Origin of the sequence: Streptomyces sp. NPDC058008, from assembly GCF_042886395.1 — a bacterium.
In the GTDB taxonomy this organism is placed as follows: Bacteria; Actinomycetota; Actinomycetes; order Streptomycetales; family Streptomycetaceae; genus Streptomyces.
The window spans coordinates 47,826-64,887 of the sequence record NZ_JBHVQX010000036.1; the positions used below are offsets into that span (position 1 = coordinate 47,826).

The following is a 17,062-nucleotide window of genomic DNA, read 5'->3' on the forward strand; positions in this document are numbered from 1 at the left end:
GACCGCACAGGGAACGACGCTGTACAGGAACGACGCTGTGCAGGACATGACGCAGGAGGCGCGCGTGACTCAGGGACCGCTCACCACGGAGGCCGGCGCTCCGGTGGCCGACAATCAGAACAGCGAGACCGCTGGCCCGGGTGGACCGGTTCTCGTCCAGGACCAGGCGCTTCTCGAGAAGCTCGCCCACTTCAACCGCGAGCGCATCCCGGAGCGCGTCGTGCACGCCCGCGGCGCCGGCGCGTACGGCACCTTCACGCTGACCCGGGACGTGTCGCAGTGGACCCGGGCGAAGTTCCTCTCGGAGGTCGGCAAGCAGACCGAGACCTTCCTGCGCTTCTCCACCGTCGCGGGCAACCTCGGTTCCGCCGACGCGGCCAGGGACCCGCGCGGATGGGCGCTGAAGTTCTACACCGAGGAGGGCAACTACGACCTCGTCGGCAACAACACCCCGGTGTTCTTCATCAAGGACGCCATCAAGTTCCCCGACTTCATCCACACCCAGAAGCGCGACCCGTACACCGGCTCGCAGGAGGCGGACAACGTCTGGGACTTCTGGGGGCTTTCCCCCGAGTCCACGCACCAGGTGACCTGGCTCTTCGGCGACCGCGGCATCCCGGCCTCGTACCGTCACATGAACGGCTACGGCTCGCACACCTTCCAGTGGAACAACGAGGCCGGCGAGGTCTTCTGGGTCAAGTACCACTTCAAGACCGACCAGGGCATCAAGAACCTCACGACCGAGGAGGCCGTCCGCCTCTCGGGCGTCGACCCGGACAGCCACCAGCGCGACCTCCGCGAGTCCATCGAGCGGGGCGAGTTCCCGAGCTGGACCGTGCAGGTGCAGATCATGCCGGCGGCCGAGGCGGCGGAGTACCGCTTCAACCCGTTCGACCTCACCAAGGTGTGGCCGCACGAGGACTACCCGCCGGTCGAGATCGGCAAGCTGGAGCTCAACCGCAACCCGGAGAACGTCTTCGCCGAGGTCGAGCAGTCGATCTTCAGCCCGGCCCACTTCGTGCCCGGCATCGGCCCGTCCCCGGACAAGATGCTCCAGGGCCGCCTCTTCGCGTACGGCGACGCCCACCGCTACCGCGTCGGCATCAACGCCGACCACCTGCCGGTGAACCGCCCGCACGCCACCGAGGCGCGCACCAACAGCCGTGACGGCTACCTGTACGACGGCCGCCACAAGGGCACCAAGAACTACGAGCCCAACAGCTTCGGCGGGCCGGTCCAGACGGACAGGCCGCTCTGGGAGCCCGTCCCCGTCACCGGTGGCACGGGCAACCACGAGGCGCCGCTCCACGCCGAGGACAACGACTTCGTGCAGGCCGGCGACCTCTACCGGCTGCTGTCCGAGGACGAGAAGGCCCGGCTGGTCGACAACCTCGCCGGGTTCATCTCCAAGGTCTCGCGCGACGACATCGCCGAGCGCGCCGTCGGCAACTTCCGTCAGGCGGACGCCGACTTCGGCAAGCGGCTGGAGGCCGCGGTCCAGGCCCTGCGCGGCCAGTAGCCCTTGCCGTCGGAGGTGGGCCGGATTCCCGGATCGTCCGGGGGTCCGGCCCGCTGCCGTTCGCGGGCCGGTGCGCCGGCCGCCCGGACCGGGCCCGTGGAGGCCGGGGGAGCCGGGGGGTCAGAAGGCCAGGCCGGTGACCTGTCTCCTGGCGGGAGCCCAGCACCGGATGATGTCGCGGACGGAGACGATGCCCACCGGGCCGTCGCCGTCCAGCACGACCAGGTGCCGGAAGCCGCCGTGCGTCATGGCCTCCGCGGCCTCCGCGAGGGTCCAGGCGGGAGAGGCGAAGACGACATCGGTGGTCGTGTGGGCGGACGCGGTCTCGACGTCGGGATCGAGCCCGGCGCCGACCGCGTCGAGGATGTCGCGTTCGGTGATGATGCCGAGGCCGCAGGTGTCCGGGTCGTGGACGACGGCCGCTCCGATGCGCCGGGCCGACATCAGCCGGGCCGCCTGGCGGAGTGTGTGGGCCGGGCCGATGGTGAGGACCAGCGTGCTCATGGCGTCGCGGACGAGCATGTGGGGAGCCACCTCCTTCGGGAAGTACCTGCGAAGTGACCTTCGTGAGGCAATTCACAAGTTCACAAGTGGGGGGACTCTCAGAGTGGCACCCAGGAGGTGGACGGACAAGGGGGTGCGCTCGGCGGGGGAACCGGAGGGGTGCGCCGCGTATCCGGCGGCGATGCCGCCTGACCTGCGATCCAGTGGTCCGGGTCAGGGCGTGCCGGTGGTCCCGGCGGCCCTTGTGCCACCCCTCCAGGGGAATCCGCGCACCTGTGTTCGGCCGGAGGTCCGTGGATCCGCGCAGCCGGATCTGCGGGCCGCCCGCGCGGATCCACCTGTCCCGCGACCACCCGGATCCCGGCTTCCCGTGGGCCCGGCCGCTCGCTGCTGCTGAGCGCGCCGCGACGGGTGTGTATCCCGCCCGCGATCGGCGTCCCGGTCGGAGCCACCGGCGGGACCGGCCTCACCGCTGTCGTGGGACCCTCGACCGCGGCGTCCCCGCCGGGCCGCCCTGACCCGGTCGCCGGGGCGGTGGGTCGGCGACCGGTAGGTCCGATGCCCTGCCGGCGTCATCGGCGGCCCGCTCGCACAGGTCCCGCGCCACCCCCTGCGGCTTCCCCGGCGCGGTCGGCCGCATCCCCCCTGCCGTTCGGCGCCGGGACCGTTCGCGCCGGCCGGATGATTCGCGCCCCGTGCGGTCCGGTCTCCGCCGGACGGGGCATGGGATGAATTGCCTGCCCGAGGCGTGAAACATTATCGAAGTTCCCTCTATGTCTCCATTCGGGGGAAATTAAATTCATTGACACGTCCGGGACGCGGTCATATGGTCGCCCTGATCGGTGAGGATTGATGCGGAATTCCGCGTCAAGAATCCTTCAACTCATCCGGGGGAATCAATGAAAAACATGGCAAAGGTCGGCATGCTGACCGGCGGGGCTCTCCTGTTCTCGGTCCTGGGGGTGGCGCCCGCAAGCGCGGCTACCGCCTACGGGAGCTGCGTCACCTCCCCGCTCACGTCGAGCGGGTCCGTGAATATCGCAAACTGGCCCTACTCGGGGACGGTTACCGGTATCACGCTCAAGCTCTACGACGAGAAGGCGGACGGTCACCACGTCCGCATCAGGCTCGCCGAGGAGTGGACGACCGGCAAGAGGATTTACTACGCATGGCGCAAGAACCTGGACGGATACGGCACGTACAAGTCCTGGAGCACCTATATGAACACCACGGGTGCGAACAACAAAATCAGCAATATCGTGCTCCAGGTCGCCACGTACGAGGGTGACACCCAGCTGCAGTACTGCGAGAAGAGGCTGGAGAACCCCGCGGGAGCGTGACCTCCGAGGCCGCCTCCGGGGGCCTTCGCGTGTGAGCGGGCGCCCCCGTTGGACCCGCGCGGGGCCGGACCCCGCGTACGGACCGTCAGGCGTACGACGTGGTGGAGCAGGCGACGGTCTGCTCCACCACGGGGTGACCGAACGCCCGGGCCCCTGGCGTCCCGGTGACTCTCCGCGCCCGCCGTCAGCCGGCGAGCCGTATCCGGTGGAGCCAGGTCCTGCGGGCGGGGCGCGTCAGTAGCGCTGGTTGAGGTAGCCGAGCAGCTCGTCGTGCAGCAGTCCGTTGGACGCCGCCGCGTTGCCGCCGCCCGGGCCGGAGACCCCGTCCAGGTCGGTGAAGCGCCCGCCGGCCTCCTGGACGATGATCGCGTTCGCCGCCATGTCCCACAGGGAGAGCTCCGGCTCCGCGCAGATGTCCACCGATCCCTCGGCGACCATCATGTACGGCCAGAAGTCCCCGTACCCCCGGGTGCGCCAGCAGGCCCGGGTGAGATCCATGAACCCGTCGAGCCGGCCCTGCTCCTCCCAGCCGGTCATCGAGGCGTACGCGAACGAGGCGTCCGCGATCCGCTCGACCTTCGACACGTGCAGCCGCGTCGCGGAGGTCAGGCTGCGGCCCGAGAAGGCGCCGGCGCCCTTGGCCGCCCACCAGCGGCGGTTCAGCGCCGGGGCCGAGACCACGCCGACCACGGGCTGGAAGCCGTCCTCGCCCGCCTCCATCAGCGAGATGAGGGTCGCCCAGACGGGGACACCGCGTACGTAGTTCTTGGTGCCGTCGATCGGGTCGACGACCCAGCGCCGCGGCCCGGTGCCCTCGATCCCGTACTCCTCGCCCAGGATCGCGTCGCGGGGGCGTGCCCGGTGCAGGTGCCCGCGGATCAGCTCCTCCGCGTGTTTGTCGGCCTCGCTCACCGGGGTCATGTCCGGCTTGGTCTCGACCTTGAGGTCCAGGGCCTTGAACCGGTCCATCGTCGCCGCGTCGGCGGCGTCCGCCAGTACGTGGGCAAGGCGCAGATCATCGTGGTAGTCGGGCATGCCGTCACAGTATCCACAGCCACCCGGCCGGGCTACACGGCCCCGCGCGCGCCCGCCGCCCCCTCACCCGGCTCCGGCGGCGCGCGGACCCTTGACAGTGCCCCGGCGCGCGTCAACTCTGATGCGCGGGCCCCGGCGTGGGAGGCGGCCATGCCCTCAGCGCGAGAAGCACTGCTGGACTGCGCGTACGCGGCGCTCTCCTCGCTGCCCTGGAGGGCCGTGCGCATGGTCGACGTGGCGGCCGGGGCCGGGGTCTCCCGGCAGACCCTCTACAACGAGTTCGGCAGCAAGGACGGTCTCGCGCGGGCGCTGATCCGGCGCGCGGCCGACCGCTACCTGGCCGGAGTGGAACGGACGCTCGACGCCCACCGCGCCGAGGGGGAGGGGCCCGTGGAGCTCGCCCTCTGGACCGTCAGGGCCGCCCACTCGGACGTTCTGGTCAGGGCGCTGCTCACGGGCGTCTGGGGGGACCACCTGCCCGTACCGGCCGACGGCCGTTCCGCCGGTGCGCCGCCGCCCACGCCCGCCGAACTGCTGGCGCTCGTCCGGGACCGTGCCGTGGCCGCTCTGGCGGAGGGCGCGGCACCACCGCGCGACCCGGCGCACCTCGAACTGGTCTGCGAGACCGCGCTCAGGCTGGCCCTCTCCTACACGCTGGTGCCGGCCACGGAGCTCACTGCGCCGAACCGGACAGCTGCAGACCGATCACGCCGACGATCACCAGCGAGATCGACACCAGCTTGAGCGTGGAGACGACGTCGTCCAGGAAGACCATCCCGTAGATCGCGGTCCCCGCCGCCCCGATGCCCGTCCACACGGCGTAGGCCGGACCGACGTCGAGCTTCTTGAGGGCCAGCGTGAGCAGACCGAAGCTGCCGAGGGCGAACGCGCAGAACGCGACCGTCGGCCAGAGCCGGGTGAACCCGTGCGAAAGCTTCAGGCACACGGCGAAGCCGGTCTCCAGCAGTCCGGCGACCACGACCAGCAACCACGCCATCGTCAGGTGCCTCCCACGTAGGTGATGCTTCGTCCCGCTTGCGCGATTATGCCCTTACCAGCCGTGGGAGCCCGCAAACGTGCGCGAGTCGGGAGGTCCGGAGTCCGCGCCCGCCGTGCCTCAGTCGCCCTCGCGCCGCTCCCGGGTCGCCAGCAGCCTGCGCAGCGAGTCGAGCCGTGCCGGATCGGCGTGCCCCTCGGCGACCCAGGCGTCCAGCGCGCACTCCGGCGCCTGGGCGTCGTGGGTGCAGCCGCGCGGGCAGTCCTCCGTGCCGGGCTGGAGGTCGGGAAAGGCGTTGATGACCCGTGAGGGGTCGACGTGGTTCAGACCGAACGAGCGGACGCCCGGGGTGTCGACGACCCAGCCGCGGCCGTCAGGCAGCGGCAGCGCGAGCGCCGAGGTGGTGGTGTGCCGGCCGCGCCCCGTGACGGCGTTGACGACCCCGGTCGTACGCCGCCGGTCCTTCGGCACCAGGGCGTTGACCAACGTCGTCTTGCCGACCCCGGAGTGCCCGACGAACGCGGTCACCCGGTCGTTCAGCAACTCCCGCACCCGGTCGGCGGCGTCGCCGTTCTCCAGCTCCTCGCGGCTGGTCACGATGTAGGGGACGCCGAGCGGGGTGTACGCCTCCAGCAGCTTGTCCGCCGGGGCCAGGTCCGACTTGGTCAGCACGAGGAGCGGGGTCAGCCCGCCGTCGTACGCCGCCACCAGGCAGCGGTCGATCATGCGCGGGCGGGGTTCGGGGTCGGCGAGGGCGGTGACGACGGCCAGCTGGTCGGCGTTGGCGACGACCACCCGCTCGAAGGGGTCGTCGTCGTCCGCCGTGCGGCGGAGCACCGAGGTACGCGCGCCGATCCGCACGATGCGGGCCAGCGTGTCCTTGTCGCCGGAGAGGTCGCCCACGAGGGAGACCCGGTCGCCCACCACGGCGGCCTTGCGGCCCAGTTCACGCGCCTTCATGGCCGTCACCGTGCGGTCCTCGACCAGGCAGGTCAGCCTGCCCCGGTCGACGGTGAGGACCATGCCGTCCCGGGCGTCCTCGTGCTTGGGGCGGGTGTGGGTGCGGGGCCGGTTGCCCTTGGGGTTGGGGCGGACGCGGATGTCGTCCTCGTCGGGGTTCTTCCCGTAGCGGCGCATGCCCTCAGACCCCGCGTCCGCCCGCGGGGGCGCCGAGCGCCCCGGGCGAGACGCCGACGGCGCCGGAGGGTTCCCCGAGCATGCCGGTCCACATGTCCGGGAAGTCCGGGAGGGTCTTGGCCGTCGTGCCGACGTTCTCGATCTCCACGCCGGCCACGGCGAGGCCGATGACCGCGCCCGCGGTGGCCATCCGGTGGTCGTCGTACGTGTGGAAGACGCCGCCGTGCAGGGCGCGGGGCCTGATCCGCAGACCGTCGGCGGTCTCCGTGACGTCACCGCCGAGAGCGTTGATCTCCTTGGTGAGTGCCGCCAGCCGGTCCGTCTCGTGCAGCCGCAGGTGGGCGACCCCGCTCAGGGTGGACGGGGAGTCCGCGAGGGCGGCCAGGGCCGCGATGCCCGGGGTCAGCTCGCCGACCTCGCTCAGGTCGACGTCGATGCCGTGGACCGAGCCCGAGCCCGTGAAGGTGAGACCGTGCTCGGTCAGCTCGCACACACCACCCATGGCGGTGAAGATCTCGCGCAGCGCGTCACCCGGCTGGGTGGTCCGCAGCGGCCAGTCGGGGACGGTGACCCGGCCCCCGGTCACCAGCGCGGCGGCGAGGAACGGCTGGGCGTTGGAGAGGTCGGGCTCGACGGTGAGGTCGCGGCCCAGCAGGGCGGAGGGGGAGACCCTCCAGACGTCGGGCTCGCCGCCGGACTCCGGCTCGTCGACCTGGGCACCGACCGAGCGCAGCATGTCGACGGTCATCCGGATGTGCGGCATGGAGGGCAGCGCGGAGCCGGTGTGGCGCACCTCGACACCCTGGTTGAACCGGGGGGCGGACAGCAGCAGCGCGGAGACGAACTGGGAGGACGAGGAGGCGTCGATGGACACCGGGCCGCCGTCCAGGGCGCCCGCGCCGTGCACGGTCATCGGCAGCGTCCCCCTGCCGTCGTCGTCGATCCGGGCGCCCAGGGACTTCAGGGCGCCGATGACACCGTGCAGCGGGCGCTCGTAGGAGCGGGGGTCGCCGTCGAAGTGGACGGGCCCGTCGGCGAGGGCGGCCACGGGCGGCAGGAAGCGCATCACCGTGCCCGCGTTGCCGACGTCCACCCGCGCCGGGCCGTGCAGACCGGCGGGGATGACCCGCCAGGCCTCGCCCGAGCCGTCCGGTCCGACGCCCTCCTCGATGCCGACGCCCATCGCGCGGAGGGCCCCCGCCATCAGGAGGGTGTCGCGGGACCGCAGCGGACGGCGGAGCCATCCCGGCTCGGAGGACAGCGAGGCGAGGACGAGGGCGCGGTTGGTGACCGACTTCGAACCGGGCACGGTGACGGTCGCGTCGACCGCCGCGGTCGCTCGGGGGGCGGGCCAGAGGGCGGGGTGCACGGAACTTTCGGTCATGCCCCTCACTTTAGTGGCTCACCGCAATCCCAGATCCTGAACAAAAGCGCTGAAACCGGGACGTAATACAAGGGTGGTACAGGCGGGCCCGCGATCACGTCCGGCCGGGCGCCCTCACAGCCCGAGGAGCCAGCGTCCGCCGCCGATCAGCGAGGACAGCGAGACGACGTGGAAGAGGAGGAGCCACATCGCGGCCGGGGCGTGCGTCAGCCGGGAGAGCTGGTCGGCGTCGGAGTCGGGGGCGCCGCCGTGCCTGCGCTTGGACTGGAGCTCGAACGCCGGGCGCACGCCGCCCAGCAGCAGGAACCACACCACGGTGTACGCGAACGCCGCCTGGACGTCCGCCGAGGTCAGCCAGGACACCAGCAGGAAGGCGGTACCCGTGAGGATGACGGTGAGCGCCCCGTACAGGTTGCGGATCATCACCAGCATCACCGCGAGGAGGGCGGTCGCCAGCCACAGGAGCAGCGTGATCCGTCCGTCGGCCAGCAGCCAGGCGCCGCCCAGACCGAGCAGGGGCGGCGCCGTGTAGCCGGCCGCCGCGGTGAGGATCATGCCGATGCCGGCCGGTTTGCCGCGGCTGACGGTCAGGCCGCTGGTGTCCGAGTGCAGCCGGATACCGGAGAGCTGCCGGCCGGTGAGCAGGGCGACGAGGCCGTGGCCGCCCTCGTGCGCGATGGTGATCGCGTTGCGGGAGAGCCGCCATATGAAGTTCGGCACGACGGCGGTCAGCGCCACGGTGGCCGTCACGACCACGAGCCACTGCTCGGGCGCGGACTGGGTCCCGAAGACGCGATCCCACAGATCGCCCAGATCGGTGCTGTCCATGGTGCGGGCGGCTCCTTGAGGTGCTCGAGGGATCGGGGTCCGCTCGGTCGGCGGGTCGTGGCAGTCTGGCACTTATGTGCGGACGGTATGCAGCGAGTCGGCGGCCCGAGGACCTGACCGGGCTCTTCGGAGTGGAGAGGTGGGAACCCACCGAGACCCTGGAGCCCGACTGGAACGTCGCGCCGACCAAGGAGGTCCACGCCGTTCTGGACCGTCCTGTGAAGGACGCAGAGGACCGGCGTCCGGTTCGCCAGCTGCGCGTCCTGAAGTGGGGACTCGTACCGTCCTGGGCCAAGTCGCCCGAGGGCGCGGCCCGCATGATCAACGCCCGTGCGGAGACGGTCCACGAGAAGCCCTCCTTCCGCCGGGCCTTCGCGTCCAGGCGCTGCATCCTGCCCGCCGACGGCTACTACGAGTGGGTCACCGGGGCCGAGGAACGGCAGCTGGAGGAGAAGGGGAGGAAGAAGCGGCCCCGTAAGCAGCCGTACTTCGTGACGCCCGCGGACGGCTCCGTCCTCGCCATGGCCGGGCTGTACGAGTTCTGGCGCGACCGGACGCTGCCCGACGACCACCCGCAGGCCTGGTGGGCGACCTGCTCGGTCATCACGACCGAGGCGGAGACGGCCCCGCTCGCCGTGGCCCCCGCCGAGGGGCCCGCCTCGCTCTCCGCCATCCACCCCCGGATGCCGCTGATGCTGACCCCCGACCGCTGGGACGACTGGCTCGACCCGTCCCGCACCGACGTCGAGGAGCTGAAGGCGCTGCTGGCGCCGCCGCCCGAGGGGCTGATGCGGGCCTACCCGGTGGCCACCGCCGTCAGCAACGTCCGCAACAACGGCCCCGAACTCCTTCAGGAGCTGGCCGCGCCGGAGGCGGAAACGCTCTTCTGACCCGGCAGGATGGACCGTGTGAGCCGTACCGCAGGGACAGCGCAGAGAACCGAGAACGTCGGCACGGACGCCGGTGAGGCCAGGATCACCTGGCTGCCGGCGAAGGGGGCCCGGCTGGTGCTCGCCGTCGGCCACGGGGCGGGCGGCGGGACCGAGGCCCGCGACCTCCAGGCCCTCGCCGCGGCGCTCCCGGCCCGCCGGGTCACCGTCGCCCTGGTCGAGCAGCCGTGGCGGGTGGCCGGGAAGAAGCTGGCGCCGGCGCCCCGGACCCTGGACACCGGCTGGCGCGGGCTGTGGCCGGCCCTGGCCGCTCCCGGGCTCCCCGTCGTCGCCGGGGGCCGCAGCGCGGGGGCCCGGGTGGCCTGCCGCACGGCGGCGGAACTGGGCGCCCGCGCCGTGCTCGCCCTGAGCTTCCCGCTGCACCCCCCGGGCAGACCGGAGAGGTCCCGCGCGGACGAGCTGCTCGGGGCCGGCGTGCCCGCCCTGGTGGTCCAGGGCGGACGCGACCCGTTCGGGCGGCCGGAGGAGTTCCCGCCCGGGGAGCACGCTCTCGTCGAGGTCCCGTACGCGGACCACGGCTTCGCCGTGCCCCGGAAGGCGCCGCTGACCCAGGATCAGGCGACGGACCTCCTCGCCGGGGCGGTGGCCGACTGGCTGGACGCCCTCCCGGTGACCACGTAGTCCCGCCCACGCACCCGCGCACGCCCCGGGAATGCGCGGTGCCGGACGGCTGTTGTGGCTGATGTCGGTACAACAACGTCGTACGTGGAGAGGGAGTCCGTCGCATGGGTTCGACCATCTGCCCGAGCCGCTCGAACGCCGCAGAGCTGGAGTGGACGGTGCTTCACGCGGCCAAGAGCACTCCGGCGCGCGCCCCGGGCGGAACCGATCGGCAGCCCGCACGGAAGCAAGGTCGACTATTCTCCGATGCGAGCGGGTCCGGTTTCGGCTCCGCCACATCGTTGGAGGAGGTGGGTCCGGTCACTGGGACCGACACAGGGACCGACGACGGCCGTGCGCAGGAGACGACTGCCGAGCGCAACGCCCGCTTCGAGCGGGACGCCCTCGGATACCTCGACCAGATGTACTCGGCCGCGCTGCGCATGACGCGCAACCCCGCGGACGCCGAGGACCTGGTCCAGGAGACGTACGCCAAGGCGTACGGGTCCTTCCACCAGTTCCGTGAGGGCACCAACCTCAAGGCGTGGATGTACCGCATTCTCACGAACACCTTCATCAACTCGTACCGCAAGAAGCAGCGCGAACCCCAGCGGAGCGCGGCCGAGGAGATCGAGGACTGGCAGCTGGCGCGTGCGGAGTCGCACATGTCGACCGGGCTGCGCTCGGCGGAGTCCCAGGCGCTCGACCACCTGCCGGACTCCGACGTGAAGTCGGCGTTGCAGTCGATCCCCGAGGAATTCCGCATCGCCGTGTATCTCGCCGATGTGGAGGGCTTTGCCTACAAGGAGATCGCGGACATCATGGGGACACCCATCGGTACGGTGATGTCCCGGCTGCACCGGGGACGCCGTCAGCTGCGCGGCATGCTGGAGGACTACGCGCGTGAGCGCGGGCTCGTCCCGGCCGGAGCCGGTGAGTCGGACGACACGAAAGGCTCGGCCTCATGAGCTGCGGAGAGCCGCACGAGACGGATTGCTCAGAGGTTCTCGATCATCTCTACGAGTTTCTCGACCATGAGATGCCCGAGGGCGACTGCACCAAGTTCGAGGTGCACTTCGAGGAGTGCTCCCCGTGCCTGGAGAAGTACGGCCTCGAACAGGCCGTGAAGAAGCTGGTCAAGCGCTGCTGCGGTCAGGACGACGTCCCGGCCGACCTGCGCTCCAAGGTCATGGGCCGGATCGACCTGATCCGTTCGGGTCAGGCCGTGCCCGAGCAGGACGTGGCCATGGGCGGCGCCGACCGTCCGGCCGCCACCGCCGAATGACGGCCCTCCGCCGCGAGCGCTGAGCTCCCCCTGTCGTTTCACCCGAATGTGCTAATCACGCTCGTTCCGGCCCTTACCACCCCCCACCTCGCTAGCCTGGCGCCTTCATCGACCAGGCTGGGGGCGGGCGGTACAGGTGAGGGGCACACCGGGGGCGGCACGCGCCCTCATCCTCTGCACGGCCGTCCTCGCCGTGCTCTGCGCCCTTCCCGCGTTCCCGCCGGAGGCCTCCACCCCCTGGGGCACGCTCTGCCTGCTGGCCGGGCTCTACGCGGCCTGTGAACTCCCGGGCCGCCGCCGCGTCCCCGGAAGCTCCGTGCCCGTCGGTGCCGGATCGTTCTTTCCCCTGCTGCTCGCGGCCGCCTTCCTGCTGCCGCCCTCCGCGGCCGTCCTGGTCGCCGTACCCGGAGCGCTCGCGGGCCGGGTCGAACAGCCGCCGGCCGCGGCCCGGCGGATCTGGCGCGCCGCCCAGCTCGCCCTGACCGTGGGGGCGGCCTCCTGGACCTACGGGCTCCTCGGCGGCCCCGCCACGCTCGGCGGCACCTCGGGGAACACCCTCCCGGCCCTTCCGTACGCCCTCGTCCCCGCCTGCGCGACGGCGCTCGTCTTCAGCCTCGTGCTGGCCGCGCTGGACGGAGCCGTCCTCGCCACCGCCGAGCGCGTGGCCGTCGCGCACGCCTGGCGCGGGCTGCCGGCCCGCTCCGTGGGGCCCCACCTGGTGCACGCGCTCGCCGGGCTGATGATGGCCGTCCTGTGGCGCAGCTCGTACGGACCGCTGTCCGCGCTGGTCGTCCTGCTGCCGATGTACATCTCCTGCTGGGTCTTCGCGCAGTACCACCGCCGGCACGCGGCGCACCGCGCCACGATCAGGGCGCTCGTCCAGGCGGTCGACATCAAGGACGGCTACACGCGCGGGCACAGCGAGCGGGTCGGCCGGGCCTCCGAGCTGATCGCCCGTGAACTCGGCATGGAGGAGAGCCGGATGGAGGCCCTCCGCTTCGCCGGCATCCTGCACGACGTCGGGAAGCTCGGCGTCCCGACACGGGTCCTGCGCAAGGACGGCCCCCTCACCCCCGAGGAGCGCCGCGTCATCGAGCTGCACCCCGAGTACGGCCACGAGATCGTCCGGGGGATCGGCTTCCTCGACGAGGCGCGCGCCGCGATCCTGCACCATCACGAGCGGCTCGACGGCAGCGGCTACCCCTACGGCCTGGCCGGCGAGAGCATTCCCGAGTTCGCCCGGGTCGTCGCCGTCGCGGACGCCTTCGACGCGATGACCTCGACACGCTCCTACCGGCGCGGCCGGCCCGTGCCCGCCGCCGTCGAGGAGCTGCGGCGCTGCGCCGGGAGCCAGTTCGACCCGCGTATGGTGCGGGCGCTGGCGCGCGCCCTGGACCGGCACGGCTGGTCCGCCGCCGCCAACACGGTCACCTCGGACGAGGAGCCGGCCGGGGTGCCGCAGCAGCGGGAGGGGGTCCGGCCGCCCGCCACCGGGTCCCCGGACCTGCCGGGACGGCCCCGGTGAGGCCGCCGTACCCGCAGCCCGTCGCACTCGCGGTCCGTGGCGCGGCCCTGGCCGTGGCGGCCGTCGCGCTCGGCCACACCCTGTGGCACGGTGTCGTCGAGCCCGGCCACGCCCTCGCCTTCGGCGTCCTGGTCGCCGTCGGCGAGCTGGCCCGCTGGGGCGCCCTGCCCGGCGAGCGCGAACCCGCGCCCCTGGGCGCGGCCGGGGCGCTCGCGTACGCGCTGCTGGGCCGCAGCGGAGGGCAGGACACGTCGCACGGCGTCCTCCAGGTGGTCACCGTGGTCGTCGCGGCGCAGCTGCTGGCCTCCGTGCCCCACGTGGCGCGCGGCAGGGGACCCGGAGCCGACCACGTGGCCCGCCGCGTACTGGGCGTGGCCTTCACCGCCGTGTGCTTCCAGCCGCTGCACCACTCGGGCCGCTCGGAGCGCTGGTTCGGCGAGGGACCCTTCTTCGCCCTCTTCCTGATCGTGCTGCTGGCCCTGGCCGCCCTGTGCGACGCCGTGCTGGCGGCCGCGACGGCGGACCCGTCCCGTCCGTACGGGCCCAGGCTCCGCGACGAGCTGCGCGCGCTCAGCGGCATCGGCCCCGCCGTCTGCGCGACCGGTGCCGTGATGGCGCTCGGGGTCGCCGTCGCGGGGCTGTGGGCCCTGCCCGTCCTGTGCGTGCCGCTGCTGCTCACCCAGGTGTCCTTCCGCCGGTACGCCGCCGTCCGCACGACGTACCGGCAGACCATCGCGTCCCTGGCCCGGTCCACCGAGATCGCGGGCTACACCCCGCACGGGCACGCCCGCAGGGTGGCCGAGCTCTCCGCGGCCGTCGGGCGGGAGCTGGGGCTCGCCGGGCCCGAGCTGAGCGTGCTGGAGTACGCGGCGCTGATGCACGACATCGGACAGCTCTCGCTCGTCGACCCGGTGGCCGACGGCGCGACCGCGGTCCTCCCGGAGGCCGAGCAGCGGCGGATCGCGCTGCTGGGAGGTGCGGTGGTCCGTCAGACGGGTGTGGACCCTGCGGTCGCGGCGGTGGTGGAGCAGCAGGCCGATCCCTACCGGGAACAGCAGACCGCCGCCAGGATCGTCCGTACGGTCAACGCGTACGACGACCTGTGCGGGGAAGGCGCCGAGGGGTCTCTGGGGGCCCTGGAGCAGCTCAGGCTCGGCACCGGACGCGACTACCAGCCCCTGGTGGTGGAGGCGCTGGCCAGAGTCCTGGCGCGGGGCGGTCCGACCCCTGTGGGGACCGGGTAACCCATGGGTAATGAGCGGGCGTCCGGCCGGGCATGGTTGGATGCGAAGGAGAGCGGAAAACGAGGGTGTCCAGTCGGGACAGGCGGGAATCGTGAGGATCTTCGGGAAGGTACGGCATCGGCCGTCCGCCTCTTGGCGGCAGGCCACGGACCGCGCGTTCACGCTGATCGGCGACGGCCGGTACGAGGACGCGGGGGCCCTGCTGACGCGCGCGGCGGACCTGGAGCCCTGGCTCTCGGAGTCCTGGTTCAATCTGGCGCTGCTGCACAAGTTCCGGCACGACTGGGAACAGGCGAGGGCCGCGGGCCTGCGCGCGGTGGCGCTGCTGGACCGTGAGTCCGGGGCCCCGGACTGGTGGAACGTCGGGATCGCGGCCACCGCGTTGCAGGACTGGCCGCTGGCCCGCCGGGCCTGGCAGGCCTACGGGCTCAGGGTGCCGGGCACCGGCCAGCACAACGCGGTGGCCAACAGCGAGCCGACGGGCATGGAGCTGGGCAGCGCGGCCGTGCGGCTCTCGCCCGAGGGCGAGGCCGAGGTGGTCTGGGGCCGCAGGCTCGATCCGGCCCGCATGGAGGTGCTGTCGATCCCGCTGCCCTCCTCGGGGCGGCGCTGGGGCGAGGTCGTGCTGCACGACGGGGTGCCCAACGGCGAGCGGGTCACGGCGGCCGGGCCGTCGTACCCGGTCTTCGACGAGATCGAGCTGTGGGCGCCCTCCCCGGTCCCCACCTGGGTGGTGCTCCTGGAGGCCGCCACCGAGGCCGACCGGGACGCGCTGGAGCAGCTCGCCTCCGACGCCGGGTTCGCCGCCGAGGACTGGTCGTCCTCCGTGCGGCTGCTCTGCCGCGCCTGCTCGGAGAGCCGTATGGACAGCGACGAGGGCGACGGCGAGCACCTGGACCCGCACGACCACAGCGAGCCGGGCCACCCCGGGCCGCTGGGCCACCGCACCGCCGGTGACCTGTGGGTACCGGAGCGTGAGTGCGGGATAGCGGCCCCGGCGGCGCTGGTGCGGGGCCTGCTGGACGGCTGGGTGGCCGACAGTCCGGACAGCCGTGAGTGGCGGGATCTGGAAGAAGTCTGCTGAGCGGTGCCCGTAGGCTGTACGGGCACCGATTCCGGTGCGGTCACTCACGGGTTCAGGTTTGCAGGAAGGCGTACGGCGGACATGTCGCAGCAGGAGACGGACGAGCGGACCGGTGTGGACGACGAGGGATTCCTCGTGGACACCGAGGACTGCGAGGCGCGCGAGGCGGCGCACCGGGAGCGCGGCACGTCCCGCCCGATCACGGTGGTCGGCAACCCGGTCCTGCACAAGGAGTGCAGGGACGTCACGGAGTTCGACGACGAGCTCGCGCGGCTGATCGACGACATGTTCGCCAGCCAGCGGACGGCGGAGGGCGTGGGCCTGGCCGCCAACCAGATCGGTGTGGACCGCAAGGTCTTCGTCTACGACTGCATGGACGACGACGGGGTCCGGCACGTCGGCGCGATCTGCAACCCGGTGCTGGAGGACCTCGCCCCGGAGCGGCGCAACCTCGACGACTCCAACGAGGGCTGCCTCTCCGTGCCCACGGCGTACGCCGCGCTGGCGCGCCCCGACTACGCGGTCGTGCGGGGCCAGGACGCCCAGGGCAACGCGGTGCGGGTGCGCGGCGGCGGCTACTTCGCGCGCTGCCTCCAGCACGAGACGGACCACCTGTACGGCTACCTGTACATCGACCGGCTCTCCAAGCGGGACCGCAAGGACGCGCTGAAGCAGATGGCCGAGGGCACCCCGCGCTACGAGGTCGTCGCCAACGACTGACCGCCGTACTGGGCCGGGGCCCCGCCCGACGGGCAGGGCCCCGGCCCAGTCCGTACCCTCCGCGCGGTGCGGTCGCCGTCCGGTGGGTGGTTGACGCGCGTCGACCCGTCCGCCAGGCTCGTCCCCACACCTCACCTCTACGCCTCATCGTGCAGGGAGATCCCCATGCTCAGACGTACCGCACATCTGCTGCTCGGCCTTGTCATGACCATGGCTTTCGCGATCGGCGGTGCCGTCGTCACCGCAGGCACCGCCCAGGCCGACGGCTGTTACACCTGGAGCCGCACCCTGTCCTCCGGCGCCACCGGCGCCGACGTCACCCAGCTCCAGATCCGGGTGGCCGGCTATCCCGGCTACAACTCCGTGCTGGCCGTCGACGGCTCGTACGGACCCGCCACCACGGCGGCGGTCAAGCGCTTCCAGTCCGCGTACGGCCTCGCCGCCGACGGGATCGCCGGGCCGGCCACGCAGGCCAAGCTCTACGCCCTCCAGGACGACGACTGCACGCCGGTCCACTTCACCTACCCCGAGCTCAACCGGTGCAACAGCACCTGGGCGGGCGGAGCCGTCGCCGCGGGCACGGCCAAGGCCAACGCGCTGAGCAGCATGTGGAAACTGGAGGCCCTGCGGCACGCCCTGGGCGACCAGCCCCTCCGCGTCACCAGCGGCTTCCGTTCCACCTCCTGCAACTCGGCGGTCGGCGGGGCCACGAACAGCCGCCACCTCTACGGGGACGCCGTCGATCTCGGCGCGGGACCGCACTCCCTGTGCACCATCGCCCAGCAGGCCCGCAACCACGGCTTCAACGGGATCCTCGGCCCGGGGTACCCCGGCCACGGTGACCACATCCACGTGAACCAGGGGCCGAACCACTTCTGGTCGGCCTCCGGCTGCGGTATCTGACAGTCCC

At 72.3% G+C, this 17,062-nt stretch carries 18 protein-coding genes; 12 read left to right on the plus strand and 6 right to left on the minus strand.

Going from position 1 to position 17,062, the window contains the following annotated elements:
* Nucleotides 1-46 precede the first annotated feature (46 nt).
* On the plus strand, nucleotides 47-1,519 hold the full coding sequence (locus ACFVS9_RS29040) for a catalase (RefSeq protein WP_383116840.1): 1,473 nt from the start codon (nucleotides 47-49) through the stop codon (nucleotides 1,517-1,519).
* Nucleotides 1,520-1,639: 120 nt separating this feature from the next.
* Here ACFVS9_RS29040 and ACFVS9_RS29045 read toward each other — a convergent pair whose 3' ends face one another.
* Nucleotides 1,640-2,041 (minus strand): cyclic nucleotide-binding/CBS domain-containing protein, encoded by a 402-nt coding sequence (locus ACFVS9_RS29045; protein WP_383116820.1) that lies wholly within the window; start codon nucleotides 2,039-2,041, stop codon nucleotides 1,640-1,642.
* A gap of 881 nt (nucleotides 2,042-2,922) precedes the next feature.
* On the opposite strand from ACFVS9_RS29045, the gene ACFVS9_RS29050 reads away from it, so the two are divergent.
* A complete protein-coding gene (locus ACFVS9_RS29050; protein WP_389937100.1) occupies nucleotides 2,923-3,363 on the plus strand; it encodes a hypothetical protein in 441 nt (146 codons plus the stop codon).
* A gap of 234 nt (nucleotides 3,364-3,597) precedes the next feature.
* Here the strand turns inward: ACFVS9_RS29050 and hisN are convergent, their stop codons facing one another.
* The gene (gene hisN / locus ACFVS9_RS29055) at nucleotides 3,598-4,398 is read right to left on the minus strand and encodes a histidinol-phosphatase (RefSeq protein WP_383116818.1); all 801 of its coding nucleotides are present in this window, start codon (nucleotides 4,396-4,398) and stop codon (nucleotides 3,598-3,600) included.
* Nucleotides 4,399-4,548: 150 nt separating this feature from the next.
* On the opposite strand from hisN, the gene ACFVS9_RS29060 reads away from it, so the two are divergent.
* Nucleotides 4,549-5,142: a TetR/AcrR family transcriptional regulator gene (locus tag ACFVS9_RS29060; protein ID WP_383116817.1), complete on the plus strand. Its 594-nt coding sequence runs from the start codon at nucleotides 4,549-4,551 to the stop codon at nucleotides 5,140-5,142.
* Here ACFVS9_RS29060 and ACFVS9_RS29065 read toward each other — a convergent pair.
* The 4 genes from ACFVS9_RS29065 to ACFVS9_RS29080 form a co-directional block, all read right to left on the minus strand.
* On the minus strand, nucleotides 5,072-5,395 hold the full coding sequence (locus ACFVS9_RS29065; RefSeq protein ID WP_014154170.1) for a multidrug efflux SMR transporter: 324 nt from the start codon (nucleotides 5,393-5,395) through the stop codon (nucleotides 5,072-5,074). The genes ACFVS9_RS29060 and ACFVS9_RS29065 overlap by 71 nt on opposite strands.
* Nucleotides 5,396-5,515: 120 nt before the next feature.
* On the minus strand, nucleotides 5,516-6,532 hold the full coding sequence (rsgA, locus tag ACFVS9_RS29070) for a ribosome small subunit-dependent GTPase A (protein ID WP_383116816.1): 1,017 nt from the start codon (nucleotides 6,530-6,532) through the stop codon (nucleotides 5,516-5,518).
* A gap of 4 nt (nucleotides 6,533-6,536) precedes the next feature.
* Nucleotides 6,537-7,916 (minus strand): 3-phosphoshikimate 1-carboxyvinyltransferase, encoded by a 1,380-nt coding sequence (aroA, locus tag ACFVS9_RS29075; protein ID WP_383116815.1) that lies wholly within the window; start codon nucleotides 7,914-7,916, stop codon nucleotides 6,537-6,539.
* 114 nt (nucleotides 7,917-8,030) lie between these two features.
* Nucleotides 8,031-8,744, minus strand: a complete 714-nt coding sequence (locus tag ACFVS9_RS29080; RefSeq protein WP_383116814.1) for a M50 family metallopeptidase — start codon at nucleotides 8,742-8,744, stop codon at nucleotides 8,031-8,033.
* A gap of 74 nt (nucleotides 8,745-8,818) precedes the next feature.
* Between ACFVS9_RS29080 and ACFVS9_RS29085 the strand changes: the two genes are divergently transcribed.
* From ACFVS9_RS29085 to ACFVS9_RS29125, 9 genes are all read left to right on the plus strand, one after another.
* A complete protein-coding gene (locus tag ACFVS9_RS29085; RefSeq protein ID WP_383116813.1) occupies nucleotides 8,819-9,634 on the plus strand; it encodes an SOS response-associated peptidase in 816 nt (271 codons plus the stop codon).
* 9 nt (nucleotides 9,635-9,643) lie between these two features.
* Nucleotides 9,644-10,315 (plus strand): alpha/beta family hydrolase, encoded by a 672-nt coding sequence (locus tag ACFVS9_RS29090; RefSeq protein WP_389937106.1) that lies wholly within the window; start codon nucleotides 9,644-9,646, stop codon nucleotides 10,313-10,315.
* 290 nt (nucleotides 10,316-10,605) lie between these two features.
* Entirely contained in the window at nucleotides 10,606-11,262 is a 657-nt protein-coding gene (locus ACFVS9_RS29095) for a sigma-70 family RNA polymerase sigma factor (RefSeq protein WP_187281824.1), read from the plus strand.
* Nucleotides 11,259-11,579, plus strand: coding sequence for a mycothiol system anti-sigma-R factor (rsrA, locus tag ACFVS9_RS29100; RefSeq protein WP_382490892.1), 321 nt, complete (start codon nucleotides 11,259-11,261; stop codon nucleotides 11,577-11,579). Before ACFVS9_RS29095 ends, rsrA begins: the two co-directional genes overlap by 4 nt.
* 136 nt (nucleotides 11,580-11,715) lie before the next feature.
* The gene (locus ACFVS9_RS29105; protein WP_389937115.1) at nucleotides 11,716-13,104 is read left to right on the plus strand and encodes an HD-GYP domain-containing protein; all 1,389 of its coding nucleotides are present in this window, start codon (nucleotides 11,716-11,718) and stop codon (nucleotides 13,102-13,104) included.
* The gene (locus ACFVS9_RS29110; protein WP_383116810.1) at nucleotides 13,101-14,348 is read left to right on the plus strand and encodes an HD-GYP domain-containing protein; all 1,248 of its coding nucleotides are present in this window, start codon (nucleotides 13,101-13,103) and stop codon (nucleotides 14,346-14,348) included. Before ACFVS9_RS29105 ends, ACFVS9_RS29110 begins: the two co-directional genes overlap by 4 nt.
* A 91-nt stretch (nucleotides 14,349-14,439) precedes the next feature.
* Nucleotides 14,440-15,432, plus strand: coding sequence for a tetratricopeptide repeat protein (locus tag ACFVS9_RS29115; protein ID WP_389937118.1), 993 nt, complete (start codon nucleotides 14,440-14,442; stop codon nucleotides 15,430-15,432).
* A gap of 81 nt (nucleotides 15,433-15,513) precedes the next feature.
* Nucleotides 15,514-16,152 (plus strand): peptide deformylase, encoded by a 639-nt coding sequence (gene def / locus ACFVS9_RS29120; protein ID WP_383116808.1) that lies wholly within the window; start codon nucleotides 15,514-15,516, stop codon nucleotides 16,150-16,152.
* 165 nt (nucleotides 16,153-16,317) lie between these two features.
* Nucleotides 16,318-17,055 carry a D-Ala-D-Ala carboxypeptidase family metallohydrolase gene (locus ACFVS9_RS29125; RefSeq protein ID WP_383118617.1) on the plus strand — a complete coding sequence of 246 codons (738 nt, stop codon included), beginning with the start codon at nucleotides 16,318-16,320 and terminating at the stop codon, nucleotides 17,053-17,055.
* Nucleotides 17,056-17,062 lie beyond the last annotated feature (7 nt).

Excerpts from the sequence above, each read along its gene's own strand:
- ACFVS9_RS29090 (WP_389937106.1), top strand. The coding sequence starts at position 9,644 with ATGGACCGTGTGAGCCGTACCGCAGGGACAGCGCAGAGAACCGAGAAC.
- rsrA (WP_382490892.1), top strand. The coding sequence starts at position 11,259 with ATGAGCTGCGGAGAGCCGCACGAGACGGATTGCTCAGAGGTTCTCGAT.
- hisN (WP_383116818.1), bottom strand. The coding sequence starts at position 4,398 with ATGCCCGACTACCACGATGATCTGCGCCTTGCCCACGTACTGGCGGAC.
- ACFVS9_RS29080 (WP_383116814.1), bottom strand. The coding sequence starts at position 8,744 with ATGGACAGCACCGATCTGGGCGATCTGTGGGATCGCGTCTTCGGGACC.
- ACFVS9_RS29045 (WP_383116820.1), bottom strand. The coding sequence starts at position 2,041 with ATGCTCGTCCGCGACGCCATGAGCACGCTGGTCCTCACCATCGGCCCG.
- ACFVS9_RS29065 (WP_014154170.1), bottom strand. The coding sequence starts at position 5,395 with ATGGCGTGGTTGCTGGTCGTGGTCGCCGGACTGCTGGAGACCGGCTTC.
- rsgA (WP_383116816.1), bottom strand. The coding sequence starts at position 6,532 with ATGCGCCGCTACGGGAAGAACCCCGACGAGGACGACATCCGCGTCCGC.
- aroA (WP_383116815.1), bottom strand. The coding sequence starts at position 7,916 with ATGACCGAAAGTTCCGTGCACCCCGCCCTCTGGCCCGCCCCCCGAGCG.
- ACFVS9_RS29125 (WP_383118617.1), top strand. The coding sequence starts at position 16,318 with ATGCTCAGACGTACCGCACATCTGCTGCTCGGCCTTGTCATGACCATG.
- ACFVS9_RS29050 (WP_389937100.1), top strand. The coding sequence starts at position 2,923 with ATGAAAAACATGGCAAAGGTCGGCATGCTGACCGGCGGGGCTCTCCTG.
- def (WP_383116808.1), top strand. The coding sequence starts at position 15,514 with ATGTCGCAGCAGGAGACGGACGAGCGGACCGGTGTGGACGACGAGGGA.
- ACFVS9_RS29040 (WP_383116840.1), top strand. The coding sequence starts at position 47 with ATGACGCAGGAGGCGCGCGTGACTCAGGGACCGCTCACCACGGAGGCC.
- ACFVS9_RS29060 (WP_383116817.1), top strand. The coding sequence starts at position 4,549 with ATGCCCTCAGCGCGAGAAGCACTGCTGGACTGCGCGTACGCGGCGCTC.
- ACFVS9_RS29085 (WP_383116813.1), top strand. The coding sequence starts at position 8,819 with ATGTGCGGACGGTATGCAGCGAGTCGGCGGCCCGAGGACCTGACCGGG.